The sequence below is a fragment of the Embleya sp. NPDC001921 genome (assembly GCF_053594475.1).
The window spans coordinates 1-14876 of record NZ_JBSFEO010000098.1; the positions used below are offsets into that span (position 1 = coordinate 1).

Below are 14876 nucleotides of genomic sequence, written 5' to 3' on the forward strand. Positions count from 1 at the left end.
ACGTTGATATCGGGCGCGACGATGGTGGTCGCCCGGCCCGGAGGCCACCGCGACCCGGTGTATGTGGCCGCGTTGGTGCGCGAGCAGCGGGTCGGAGTGATGCACTTCGTGCCCTCGATGCTGGACGCGTTCCTGGAGGAGCCGTCCGCCGTCGCGTGCGCGCAGGATCTGCGCCTGGTGGTGTGCAGTGGCGAGGCGCTGTCGGTGGAGACCCAGGCCCGCTTCCACACGCTCTTCGACGGCGTGGAACTGCACAACCTCTATGGCCCGACCGAGGCGTCCGTGGACGTCACCGCCTGGCACTGCGCCCCCGGCTGGGAAGGCTCCTCCGTCCCCATCGGCGCACCCATCGACAACACGCGCGTGTACGTCCTGGACGACCGTCTCGCGCCCGTCCCACCCGGCGTCACGGGCGAGCTTTACCTGGCCGGTGTGCAGCTCGCGCGGGGTTACGTCGGTCGCCCCGGGCTGACGGGTGAGCGTTTCGTGGCGTGTCCGTTCGGCTCGGGCGAGCGCATGTATCGCACCGGCGACCGGGCGCGTTGGACCCGCGACGGTCAGGTGTTGTTCGCGGGCCGGGTGGACGATCAGGTCAAGATCCGGGGTTTCCGGATCGAGCCCGCCGAGGTGCGGGCCGCGCTCGCCGCCCACCCCGACGTCGCCCAGGTCGTGGTGGTCGCGCGCAGCGACGAGACCTCGGGCACCCGCCTGGTCGCCTACGTCGTCCCCACCCGCGACACCGCCACACCCCCGGCGGCCCTGCCCGACACCCTCCGACGCTACGCCGCCGGCCGCCTGCCCGAGTACATGGTCCCCGCCGCCGTCGTCGCCCTCGACGCCCTCCCGCTCACCGGCAACGGCAAACTCGACCGCAAAGCCCTCCCCACACCCGACCACCACACCGGCCCCGGCCGGGAGCCGCGCACCGTGCGCGAGGAGATCCTGTGCGGTGTGTTCGCGCAGGTGCTCGGGCGCGACGCCGTCGGGATCGACGACAACTTCTTCGAGCTCGGCGGCCATTCGTTGCTCGCCACCCGGCTCGCGTCCCGGATTCGCCGCACGCTCGGCGTCGAGCTGGAGATCCGCGCGCTCTTCCAGGCACCCACCGTCGCCGGGCTCGCGGCCGTGCTGGACGAGGCGGACACGGCCCGGGCCGCGGTGACGGCGCGGGAGCGGCCGGAGCGGATCCCGCTGTCGTTCGCCCAGTACCGGCTCTGGTTCCTGGAGCAACTGGAGGGGCGCAGTGCGACGTACAACGCCCCGAACGTGCTTCGGCTGGTCGGCAGGCCCGATGTCGACGCGCTGGAGGGGGCGTTCCGGGACGTGATCGACCGGCACGAGGTGCTGCGTACGGTGCTCGCGGTCGCCGACGGCGAGCCGTACCAGCGGATCCTGCGCCCGGAGGAGGTGGCGTGGGAGTTGTGCCGGGTGGAGGCGGCCGACGCCGACGAGTCGGCCGGCGCTGTGGCGCGGGCCAGTGGGTACGCCTTCGACCTGTCGGCGGAGCCGCCGCTGCGGGCGTCGTTGATCACGGTCGGGCCGGAGGAGCACATCCTGGTCGTGGTGGTCCACCACATCGCCGCGGACGGCTGGTCGATGGCGCCGCTGGGGCAGGACCTGTCGACGGCCTACGCGGCGCGGCTGGCGGGTCGGGAGCCGGAGTGGGCGCCGCTGCCGGTGCAGTACGCGGATTACGCGCTGTGGCAGCGGGAGTTGCTGGGCGGCGACCAGGACCCGGACAGCGTGCTGTCGCGCCAGGTCGCCTACTGGCGGCACGCGTTGGCCGATGCGCCGGAGGAACTCGCGCTGCCCGTGGAGCGCCCGCGCCCCGCGGTCGCCAGCCACCTCGGGCACACCGTGCCCCTGGAGCTGTCGGCGGACCTGCACGCGCGGCTCGTGGAGGTGGCGCGGGCCGAGGGCGTGACGGTGTTCATGGTCCTCCAGGCCGCGCTGGCGGTGTTGTTGGCGAAGCTCGGCGCGGGTACGGACATCCCGATCGGTTCGGCGGTCGCGGGGCGCACGGACGAGAGCCTGGACCCGCTGATCGGGTGCTTCGTCAACACCCTGGTGATCCGTACCGACCTTTCCGCCGATCCCACCTTCAGCACCGTCCTGGCCCGGGTGCGGGAGGCGGGGCTGGGGGCGCTGGGGCATCAGGACGTGCCGTTCGAACGGCTCGTGGAGGAGTTGGCGCCCGCTCGATCGTCGGCTCGCCACCCGCTCTTCCAGGTCGTTCTGACCATGCAGAACACCCTCGACGCGAGTGTCGCCCTGCCCGGTCTGGTGGTCGAGGTCCGGCCCGGGCCGCGGCCGGGGGTGAAGTTCGACCTCGACGTGATGATCGCCCAGGTGTTCGACGAGCGGGGTCGGCCGGCCGGACTGCGCGGCGGGTTGACCGCGTCGGCGGACCTGTTCGATCCGGATTCGGTGCGGGCGATGGGCGCGCGGTGGGTGCGGGTGCTGGAGACGGTGCTCGCCGATCCGGGCGTGCGGCTGGGCGCGGTGGACGTACTCGACGCGGACGAGCGCGCCCGGGTGCTGGTGGAGTGGAACGACACGCGGGTCGACCCGCCGGCGCCGTCGGTGCCCGAGTCGTTCGCCGCGCAGGTGGCGCGTACCCCGGACGCGGTCGCGGTCGAGTGCGCCGGCGTCGAGATCTCGTACGCCGAACTGGCGGCGCGTGCCGCGCGGTTGGCCCGGGTGCTGCGCGGGCGCGGAGTCGGCCGCGGTTCGGTGGTGGCGCTGTGTCTGCCCCGAGGGTCGGACATGATCGCCGCGATCCTCGGCGTGTGGCGGGCGGGTGCGGCGTACCTGCCCATCGATCCGCGCCATCCCGCGGATCGCATCGCCTTCCTGCTCGCGGACGGTCGCGCGGTCATCCTGGTCGGGACCGAGGACCTGCTGGAGGACCTGCCGGCCGGTCGGCTGCCCACCGTCGCGATCGACGACCCGGACGTGGTCGACGACGCGGACCCGATCGGCACCGACCCGGACGAAGTGCGCGCGAGCCCGACTCGACGCCCGCATCCGGCCGAACTGGCCTATGTGATCCACACATCCGGGTCGACCGGACGGCCGAAGGGGGTCGCCGTCACGCACGGCGGACTCGCGAACTACGTGGCCTCGGCGCCCGCGCGGGTGGGACTGGGCGCACCCGGCGCGCGCTACGCGTTGCTCCAGTCGCAGGTCACCGATCTGGGCAACACCGTGGTGTTCGGCAGCCTGGTCAGCGGTGGGCGACTGCACATCCTGGACGCCGACGCCGCGATCGACCCGTCGGCCGTGGCCGAGTACCTGGTCCGCCACCGGATCGAGCACGTCAAGGTGGTGCCCTCGCACCTGGCCGCGCTGGCGAGTGTGCGCGGTACGGCCGCCGTACTGCCGGCCGGGGCGCTGGTGCTCGGCGGCGAGGCGGCCTCGGCCGAGTGGGTGCGCGACCTGCTGCGCGCGGCCGGCGAACGCCCGGTGTTCAACCACTACGGCCCCACCGAGACCACGATCGGGGTCACCACCACGCCGTTGACCCCGCATCTGCTCCGGCACGACGCGGTTCCGATCGGCACGCCCATCGGCAACATCCGCGCCTATGTGCTCGACGAACGACTGGCCCCGGTACCGCCGGGGGTGACCGGTGAACTGTACGTCGCCGGAGCGGGTGTCGCGCGCGGCTATCTCCATCGCCCGGCGATGACCGGTGAGCGGTTCGTGGCCTGCCCGTTCGTCGCCGGCGAGCGGATGTACCGTACCGGCGACCGGGTCAGGTGGAACTCGGACGGCAACCTGGTCTTCGCCGGCCGGGTCGACGACCAGATCAAGATCCGCGGCTTTCGGATCGAGCCCGACGAGGTCCGGACCGCGCTGCTCACGCATCCTCGGGTGTCCCAAGCAATCGTCGTCGGTCGGGACACCGCCGCCGGCGACCTCGGCCTCGTCGCCTACCTGGTCCCGACCGACCCCGAGGCCGGGGACGGCGTTGAACTCGCGGAATCGGTCAAGAAGTTCGTCGCGCAGCGGCTCCCCGAGCAGATGGTGCCGGCGGCGGTCGTGATCCTCGACGCGCTGCCGCTGACCACCAACGGGAAGCTCGACCGAAAGGCCCTTCCCGCGCCGCAGCACGCGGGCAGCGTCGGCCGAGGACCGAGCACGGTGCGCGAGGAGATCCTGTGTGCCGCGTTCGCCGAGGCGCTCGGCCTGGACACGGTGGGCGTGGACGACAACTTCTTCGAGTCCGGCGGGCACTCGCTGCTGGCGGTCACGCTGGTGGAGCGGCTGCGGGTGCAGGGCGTCTCGGTCGAGATCCGGGCCCTGTTCGAGACACCGACCCCGGCCGGCCTGGCCGCAGTCGCCGGCCCCGAACCGGTGCCGGTCCCGGCGAACCGGATCCCCGACGACTGCACCGAACTCACCCCGGACCTGCTGCCGTTGGTGGACCTGTCGGACGCCGACCTCGCGCGCATCGTCGCGACCGTCGAGGGCGGCGCCGCGAACATCGCCGACATCTACCCGCCGGCGCCGCTGCAGGAAGGCATCCTCTTCCACCACCTGATCGCGGGCGAACACGAACGCGACGTCTACGTCACGCCGTTCGTGCTGGAGTTCGACACCCGTGAGCGACTCGACGGCTTCCTGCACGCCCTCGGCCGGGTGATCGACCGGCACGACATCTACCGCACCGCGATCGTGTGGGAGGGCGTGCCCGACCCGGTGCAGGTGGTGCACCGTCGAGCGCCGCTGACCGTACGCGAGTTCGGCCCCGGCGAGTGCGGCGGTGACGGGGATCCGGTGGCCGCGCTGCTCGCCGCCGGCGCCACGAGCATGGACATCACCCGCGCGCCGCTGATCGACGCGCACCTCACACCGGCCGCCGACGGCACCCGTTGGCTGGCCATGCTGCGCGTGCACCACATGGTTCAGGACCACACCGGGATGGAGGTGCTGCTCCAGGAGGTGCAGGCGTTCCGCACCGGACGCGGCGCCGAACTCGCCCCGCCGCTGCCGTTCCGGGACTTTGTGGTGCAGGCCCGGGAAAGCCTGCGCCGGGGCGGCCACGAGCGGTTCTTCGCCGACCTGCTCGGCGACGTCACCGAACCCACCCACCCCTACGGCCTGGTGGACGTGCGCGGCGACGGCACCGGCGTACGACGGGCCGGCCTCCCGGTCCGCGCGGACGTCGGCCGGCGCGTCCGCGACGTGGCCCGTGGGCTGGGAGTCAGCCCCGCGACCCTGCTGCACGTGGCCTGGGCCCGGGCGCTGGCCGCGCTGTCCGGACGCGACGACGTGGTCTTCGGCACCGTCCTGTTCGGGCGGATGAACGCGGGTGCCGGAGCCGACCGGGCACTGGGCCTGTTCATGAACACCCTGCCGGTCCGGGTCCGGCTGGGCGAGGTCGGGGTGCGGGCGGCGGTCCTGGCGATGCGTGCCCAACTCGCCGCGCTGCTCGAACACGAGCACGCGCCGTTGGCGGTGGCGCAGCAGGCGGCGGGGCTGGACGGCGACGTCCCGCTGTTCAGCGCCCTGTTCAACTACCGGCACAGCGGCTCACGACGGACCGGCGGCACAGCCGGCTCGGACTCCGACGGCGAGTCGGGCTTCGCCGGCATCCGCTCGCTGGCCACGCACGACCGCAGCAACTTTCCACTGGCCGTGTCCGTGGACGACCTGGCCGACGAGGGCTTCGCGTTGAGTGTGGACGCGATGGCGCCGGCCGACCCGGATGCCGTCGCGCGCCTGCTGCACACGACGATCGAGAATCTGGTCGCGGCGTTGGAAGCGGCGCCGGAGCCCACCGCGGAGTCGGTCCCCGGGTCCGCCCCGAGTTCCGCTCCGGAGCCCGCTCCCGGGCCCGCCCCGAGTTCCGCTCGCGAGGGCGCGTGCGGCCCGGACACCCCGCTGCGGGCCGTGCCGGTGCTGGACGACGAGGCGTGGTCGCGCCTGGTGGCGGACTGGGCCGAGACGACCGCCGACGTGGGCCTGGCCGCGACGTTGCCGGAGCTGTTCCGGACCCATGTGCGGACCACCCCGGATGCCGTGGCGGTCCGGGCCGACGGCGTCGAGCTGTCCTACGCCCGCCTCGACGAGCGCGCGAACCGGCTCGCCCGGCACCTGATCGACCTGGGTGTGGGTCCCGAGTCGGTGGTCGCCGTCGTGCAGGAGCGCGGCGTGGACCTGATCGTGGCCCTGCTCGCGGTACTCGAAGCCGGCGCCGCGTATCTGCCGATCGACCCGCGCTACCCGCAGGAGCGGATCGCCTACCTGCTCGCCGACAGCCGAGCCGTCGTGCTGCTGGGCACCGAGGCGATCCTGGACGACCTGCCGCCCGTGCGCGGCGTGCTGAGCATCGCCCTGGACGACCCGCGGGTCGCGGCCGTCGTCGCGGCCCGGCCCGGCGACGCGCCGACGGTTTCGACGCCCGTCCACGGGCTGGCGTACGTGATCTACACCTCGGGCTCCACCGGTCGGCCCAAGGGCGTGGCCCTCTCGCACGCCGGCGTGGCCAGTCTGGTCGCCACGCAGATCGAGCGGCTGGAGGTGGACCGGGACAGCCGGGTGCTCCAGTTCGCGTCGGCCGGCTTCGACGCGGCGTCCTGGGAGCTGATGATGGCGCTGGGCAGCGGCGCCTGCCTCGTGGTGGCGCCGGCGGCGGAACTGCTGCCCGGCGAGGGCCTGGCCGAGGTGATCGCCCGGCACGCGGTCACCCACGCCACGCTGCCGCCCGCCGTGCTGCGGGTCCTGGACGCCGGCGCCCTGCCGTCGGTGCGGACGCTGGTGTCCGCGGGCGAGGCGCTCGGCACCGACCTGGCCGGGCGCTGGGCCGTCGGGCGGCGACTGATCAACGCGTACGGGCCGACCGAGACCACGGTCTGCGCCACCATGTCGGCACCCCTGGAGCCGGGCGGCGACCCCGATATCGGCGGGCCGATCCGCAACGCGCGCGCCTACGTCCTGGACGCCCGCCTCGACCCGGTGCCGGCCGAGGTGGTCGGCGAACTCTACGTGGCCGGCGCGGGCCTGGCCCGGGGCTACCTCGGGCGGCCGGCGCTCACCGGTGAGCGGTTCGTGGCCTGCCCGTTCGCGCCGGGCGAGCGGATGTACCGGACCGGGGACCGGGTGCGGTGGACCGCGGACGGGCGGCTGGTGTTCGCCGGTCGGGCCGACGACCAGGTCAAGATCCGCGGCTTTCGGATCGAGCCCGGCGAGGTCGAGGCCGCGCTCGTCGCCCATCCGCTGGTCGCCCAGGCGGCCGTGCTCGCCCGCGCCGACACGACCGCCGGCGGGCCCGAGGATCGGCTCCTGGTCGGTTACGTGGTCGGCACCGAGGACGGCGCGTCGGCCGGCGCGGCGAGCCTGGCCGAGGAGCTGCGACGTTTCGTGGCCGCCCGGCTGCCGGACTACATGGTGCCCTCGGCGGTCGTCGTGCTCGACGCGCTGCCGCTGACCCCGAACGGGAAACTCGACCGCAAGGCGCTGCCCGCCCCGCACTACACCCCGGGCGGCGACCGAGGTCCGACGGGAATCCGCGAGGAACTCCTGTGCGGCGTCTTCGCGCAGGTGCTCGGGCTGGACGAGGTCGGCGTCGACGACGGCTTCTTCGACCTGGGCGGCCACTCGCTGCTGGCGACACGACTGGTGTCGCGGGTACGGGCGGTGCTGGGCGTCGAGGTGGACATCCGCGCGCTGTTCGAGGCGCCGACGGTGGCCGGGCTCGCGGCGGCGCTGGCCGACGCCGGTGCGGCGCGTACGGCGTTGGCGGTTCGGGAGCGTCCGGAGCGGGTGCCGTTGTCGTTCGCGCAGCGGCGGTTGTGGTTCCTGGGGCAGTTGGAGGGCCGCAGCGCCACCTACAACGCCTCGACGGTGGTGCGACTGTCGGGGCAGGTGGATGTGGCCGCGTTGGCGGCGGCGTTGCGGGATGTGGTGGGTCGGCACGAGGTGTTGCGGACGGTGTTCGCGGTTGCCGATGGTGAGCCGTTCCAGCGGGTGTTGGACCTGGAGGAGTCGGCCTGGGAGCTGGTGGTCGAGGAGGTCGCGCCGGGCGAGGTGCCCGGTGCGGTGGCGCGGGCCGTGGGCCACGAATTCGACCTCGCGACGGAAGTCCCGCTGCACGCACGGTTGTTGACCACCGGTGCCGAAGAGCACGTGCTGGTGCTCGTGGTGCATCACATCGCGAGTGACGGCTGGTCGATGGGCCCGTTGGGGCGGGATGTCTCGGCGGCCTACGCGGCCCGGTGCGCGGGGCGGGCGCCGGAGTGGACGGGACTACCCGTGCAGTACGCGGATTACGCGTTGTGGCAGCGGGAGTTGTTGGGTGACGAGGGTGATTCGGCGAGTGTGTTGTCGGGTCAGGTGGGGTATTGGCGGGGGGTTTTGGCGGGTGCGCCGGAGGAGTTGGAGCTTCCGGCGGATCGGGCGCGTCCGGTGGTGGCCTCGCATCGTGGGCATCGGGTCGCGTTGGGGTTGTCCGCGGATGTGCATGCCCGGTTGCGGGAGGTGGCGCGGGCCGAGGGCGTGACGGTGTTCATGGTGTTGCAGGCGGGGCTCGCGGTGGTGTTGTCGAAGCTGGGCGCCGGTACGGACATCCCGATCGGCGCGGCGGTGGCCGGTCGCACGGACGAGAGCCTGGACGACCTGGTCGGCCTGTTCGTGAACACCTTGGTGATGCGCACGGACCTGTCCGGGGACCCGACGTTCCGCGAGGTGCTGGGGCGGGTTCGGGAGAGCGGGCTCGGCGCGTTCGAGCATCAGGACGTGCCCTTCGAGCGGCTGGTGGAGGAACTCGCGCCGGCGCGGTCGTTGGCGCGGCATCCGCTGTTCCAGGTGATGATGACCCTCCAGAACACCGGCCGAGCGGCCTTGGAGCTGCCCGGTGTACGGGTCGACGCGCCGACCGAGGACATCGCGGCCGAACTCTCGGGAGCGGCGAAGTTCGACCTGGACGTGTCGCTGGCGGAACTCTTCGACGACGAGGGGCGACCGGCGGGGCTGCGCGGTGTGCTGGTGGGCGCGGCGGACCTGTTCGACCGGGACTCGGTGGAGGGCCTGGCAGGCCGCTGGGTTCGGGCGTTGGCGGATCTGGCCGCCGATCCGGGGCAGCGGTTGAGCGCGGTGGACGTGCTCGACGCGGCCGAGCGCTCACGGGTGTTGATCGACTGGAACGACACGGCGGTCGCGTCGTCGACCACGACCGTGCCGGAGTTGTTCGCCGCGCAGGCCGTACGCACACCGGACGCCCCGGCCGCGGTGTGCGATGGAGCCGGCATCTCGTACGCGGAACTCGCGACCTACGCGAGCCGATTGGCCGGATACCTGCGCCGGTCGGGCGCGGGCACGGAATCGTTGGTGGGCTTGTGCCTGCCGCGTGGCGTGGACATGGTCGCGGCGATCCTGGGCGTGTGGTGGGCCGGCGCGGCGTACGTGCCCATCGATCCGGAGTATCCGCGGGAGCGCGTCGAGTTCATGCTCGCGGACAGCGGCATCGGCACGCTGATCGGGACCACGGAGACGCTCGCGGACCTGCCGACGGCGGGCCTGTCGGTGATCGCGCTGGACGATCCCGCGACCTCGGTCGCCCTCGCGACGACCGCCCCCGGCGAACCCGTGGCCGACCCGGCACCATGCGCGACCGCCTACGTGATCTACACCTCCGGCTCGACCGGGACCCCGAAGGCCGTGGTGGCCACGCGGGCCGGGCTGGCGAACCTGGTTTCGGTGTTCGCGCCGATGATGGGAGTCGCACCCGGCGTCGGGGTCCTGCAGTTCGCGTCGTTCAGCTTCGACGCGTCGGTGCTCGATGTGGCCGTGACGTTGTCCCACGGCGGAACGCTGGTGGTGGCGAACACCGACGAACGCAGCCAACCGGAGCTGCTGCGCCGACTCGTCGACGACAACGCGGTACGCGCCGCCAGCCTCGTGCCCTCCCTGCTGGGTGTCCTGGAACCCAAGGACCTGGCCGGTGTCGGCACGCTGCTGGTGGGCGCCGAGCCGATCAGCGAGCACCTGGCCCGGATCTGGTCGGCGGATCGGCGACTGATCAACACCTACGGGCCGACCGAGGCGACCGTGATGATCACCGCCACCCCCCTCGACCCGCCGCTGCGCGGCCCCATTCCGTTCGGCGCGCCGATCGCGAACACGCGCACCTACGTGCTGGACGACTTCCTTCGCCCCGTGCCCCCGGGCGTGAGCGGTGACCTGTACATCGCCGGCACGGGCCTGGCCCGGGGCTATCTCGGTCGGGCGCCGCTGACCGGTGAGCGGTTCGTGGCCTGCCCGTTCGGTACGGGTGAGCGCATGTACCGCACAGGCGACCGGGCGCGGTGGACGGCGGGCGGTGAGTTGGTGTTCGCCGGCCGCGCGGACGACCAGGTCAAGATCCGGGGGTTCCGGATCGAGCCCGGCGAGGTCCAGACCGTACTGGAGACCCACCCCGACGTCGCCCAGGCCGCCGTCGTCGTCCGCGAGGACGCCGAGTCGGCAGGCCGGACCGGCGACAAACGACTGGTCGGCTACGTCGTCGCGGCGGAGGGCGGCACCGCCGAGTTCGCGCGCCTGCCCGAGCAGCTCCGACGGTTCGCGGCACAATGGTTGCCCGACTACATGGTGCCCTCGGCGCTCGTCGTGCTGGACGAACTGCCGCTGACCCCCAACGGCAAGCTCGATCGCGCGGCGCTGCCCGTTCCCGACTACGGCACGGACGCCGGTCGGGCCCCGGTCGGTCTGCGCGAAGAGTTGTTGTGCGGGGCGTTCGCCCACGTGCTGGGTCTGGACCGGGTGGGGGTCGACGACAACTTCTTCGAGTTGGGCGGCCACTCGCTGCTTGCGACGCGGCTGGTGTCGCGAGTGCGTGCGGTGCTGGGTGTGGAGCTGGAGATTCGGGCCCTGTTCGAGACGCCCACGGTCGCCGGTCTGGCGGCCGGACTGGGGGACGGCGAGGTACGGCGAGCCCGGGCTTCGGTCGGGGAGCGCGTGCGTCCGGAGCGGGTGCCGTTGTCGTTCGCGCAGCGGCGGTTGTGGTTCCTGGGGCAGTTGGAGGGTGGCGGCGCGACGTACAACCTGCCGGTGGTGGTGGGCCTCTCCGGTCGAGTGGATGTGGCCGCGTTGGCGGCGGCGTTGCGGGATGTGGTGGGTCGGCACGAGGTGTTGCGGACGGTGTTCGCGGTTGCCGACGGTGAGCCGTTCCAGCGGGTGTTGGACCTGGAGGAGTCGGCCTGGGAGTTGGTGGTCGAGGAGGTCGCGCCGGGCGAGGTGCCCGGTGCGGTAGCACGGGCCGTGGGCCACGAATTCGACCTCGCGACGGACATGCCGATCAAGGCGTGGCTGCTGTCGATCGGGCCCGACGAGCACGTCTTCGTGGTGGTGGTGCATCACATCGCGGGGGACGGCTGGTCGATGGGCCCGTTGGGCCGGGACATCTCCACCGCGTATGCCGCCCGGTGCGCGGATCGGGCGCCGGGGTGGACCCCGTTGCCGGCCCAGTACGCGGATTACGCGTTGTGGCAGCGGGAGTTGTTGGGTGACGAGGGTGATTCGGCGAGTGTGTTGTCGGGTCAGGTGGGGTATTGGCGGGGGGTTTTGGCGGGTGCGCCGGAGGAGTTGGAGCTTCCGGCGGATCGGGCGCGTCCGGTGGTGGCCTCGCATCGTGGGCATCGGGTCGCGTTGGGGTTGTCCGCGGATGTCCATGCCCGGTTGCGGGAGGTGGCGCGGGCCGAGGGCGTGACGGTGTTCATGGTGTTGCAGGCGGGGCTCGCGGTGGTGTTGTCGAAGCTGGGCGCCGGTACGGACATCCCGATCGGCGCGGCGGTGGCCGGTCGCACGGACGAGAGCCTGGACGACCTGGTCGGCTTCTTTGTGAACACCTTGGTCACGCGCACGGATCTCTCGGGGGACCCGTCGTTCCGGGAGGTGTTGGGCCGAGTCCGCGACAGCGGGCTCGGCGCGTACGGACATCAGGACGTGCCGTTCGAGCGGCTGGTGGAGGAACTGGCGCCGGCCCGATCGCTGGCCCGACACCCCTTGTTCCAGGTGATGCTGACGGTGCAGAACACCGGCCCGGCAGGGCTGGAGCTGCCCGGCATCGAGGTCGGCACACCGGGCGCCGAGGCCGCGGCGAGCGTATTCGCCGCGCAGGTCGCCAAGTTCGACCTGGACCTCTCACTCACCGAACTCTTCGACGACGAGGGTCGCCCGGCGGGACTTCGTGGTGGCCTGGTGGGTGCGGCGGATCTGTTCGACCGCGATTCGGTCGAGGGCTTCGGTGGTCGCTGGATTCGGGTGCTGACGGAGTTGGTCGCGGACCCGGGCCTGTCGCTGCGCGCGGTGGACGTGCTCGACGGCGGCGAGCGGTCACGGGTGTTGGCGGAGTGGAACGACACGGCGACGGACGTGCCCGGGCCGTTGATGCCGGAGTTGTTCGCCGCACAGGCCGCGCGGACACCGGATGCGCCGGCCGTGGTGTGCGACGGTGTCGGGCTCACCTACGGGGAGTTGGCGGCTCGGGCCGGTCGGCTGGCCGGGTACCTGCGCGGGTCGGGTGTCGGCCCGGAGTCCTTGGTGGGGCTGTGCCTGCCGCGTGGCGTGGACATGGTCGCGTCGATTCTGGGTGTGTGGCGGGCGGGCGCGGCGTACGTACCGATCGATCCGGAGTATCCTCGGGAGCGCGCGGAGTTCGTGCTCGCGGACAGCGGCATCGGCACGCTGATCGGGACCCGGGAGACGCTGGCGGACCTGCCGACGGCGGGCCTGTCGGTGATCGCGCTGGACGATCCCGCGGCCTCGGACGTCCTCGCGACGACCACCCCCGAGGCCGCGGCGGCGACCGTGTCGCCGACCGGACTGGCGTACGTGATCTACACGTCGGGCTCCACCGGCACGCCGAAGGCGGTGGCGGCCACCCACGCCGGACTGCGCAATCTCGTCTCGGTGTTCGCGCCGATGATGGGTGTGGCGACCGGCGTCGGCGTCCTGCAGTTCGCGTCGTTCAGCTTCGACGCGTCGGTGCTGGATGTGGCGGTGACCCTGTCGCACGGCGGAACGCTGGTGGTGGCGAACGCCGACGAACGCAGCCAACCGGAGCTGCTGCGCCGACTGGTGGACGAGAACGGGGTACGGGCCGCCAGCCTCGTGCCCTCGCTGCTGGCCGTCCTGCAGCCGGACGACCTCGCCGGGGTCGCGACCCTGCTGATCGGCGCGGAGGCCGTCGGCGAACACCTGGCGCGGACGTGGGCGTCGGGCCGGCGACTGATCAATACGTACGGGCCCACCGAGGCCACGGTCATGGTCACCTCGACCCGGCTCGACCTCCCGCTGCGGCTGCCGATTCCCTTCGGCGTGCCGATCGCCAACACCCGCATGTACGTCCTGGACGACGCCCTGCACCCGGTGGCACCGGGCGTGACGGGTGAGCTGTACGTGGCGGGCGCGGGCCTGGCCCGGGGTTATCTCGGTCGTCCCGCATTGACGGGCGAGCGGTTCGTGGCCTGCCCGTTCGGCTCCGGTGAGCGGATGTATCGCACGGGGGACCGGGCGCGGTGGACGGCCGAGGGTGAGTTGGTCTTCGCCGGTCGGGCGGACGACCAGGTGAAGATCCGTGGGTTCCGGATCGAGCCCGGCGAGATCCGGACCGTGTTGGAGAGCCACCCCGAGGTCGCCCAGGCCGTCGTCGTCGCCCGCGAGGAGAGCGTGAACCGTACGGAGGCCCCCTCCGCGGCTTCGCCCGGTGAGAAGCGCCTGGTCGCGTACGTCGTGGCTCGCGATGGCCAGACGGGCATGCGACTGGCCGAGGAGCTGCGTGGTTTCGTCGTCGGTCGGCTGCCGGAGTACATGGTGCCGTCGGCGGTGGTCGTGCTGGACGCCATCCCGCTGACCGCCAACGGGAAGCTGGACCGCGATGCGCTCCCCGCCCCCGACTACGGGCCGGGCGGGACGAATGGCCGAGGGCCCGCGACCGTGCGCGAGGAGGTGTTGTGCGCGGTTTTCGCCGAGGTGTTGGGCCTGCCGTCGGTGGGCGTGGACGACAACTTCTTCACGTTGGGCGGGCATTCGCTGCTGGCCATCACGCTGGTGGAGCGGTTGCGGGCGCGTGGGGTCTCGGTGTCGGTCCGGGCCCTGTTCCGGTCGCCGACCGTGGCCGGGCTGGCGGAGATCGCCGGGCCGGTGCCGGTGGTGGTCCCGGCGAACCGCATCCCGGCCGATGCCACGGCGCTGACGGCGGACATGCTGCCGCTGGTGGATCTGTCGGACGCCGAGGTCGGGCACCTCGTCGAGTCGATCGACGGCGGTGCCGCGAACATCGCCGACGTGTACCCGCTGGCGCCGCTCCAGGAGGGCATCCTCTTCCACCACCTGATGGCCGGCGAGCACGAACGAGACGTCTACGTCGCGCCGTTCGTGCTGGAGTTCGACACCCGCGAGCGGCTCGACGGCTTCCTGTGGGCGCTCCAGCAGGTGATCGACCGGCACGACATCTACCGGACCGCGATCGTGTGGGAAGGCGTGCCCGAGCCGGTACAGGTGGTCCAGCGACGAGCGCCGCTGCCGGTGCGAGAGGTGGACCTGGGGCACGAAAGCGGCGACCCGGTCACGCAGTTGGCCGCCACCGGCGGACTGAGCATGGACATCGGTCGCGCGCCCCTCATCGACACGCACATCACCGCCGCGCCCGGGGGGCCTCGGTGGCTCGCGCTGATCCGGGTGCATCACATGCTTCAGGACCACGTCGGCATGGAGGTCCTGCTCCAGGAGGTCCGGACGTTCCTGGCGGGCGACGGGCACGAGCTGCCCACCCCGCGCCCGTTCCGGGATTTCGTGGTGCAGGCGCGGGAGAGTCTGCGGCACGGTGGTCACGAGGAGTTCTTCGCGGAGTTGCTGGGTGATGTCACGGAGAC

1 protein-coding gene is annotated in these 14876 nt (G+C 72.6%); it reads left to right on the forward strand.

The annotated features are described in order from the left end of the window. On the forward strand, positions 1-14876 hold a 14876-nt coding region (locus ACWCPW_RS50440), incomplete at both ends, for an amino acid adenylation domain-containing protein (protein ID WP_449768412.1).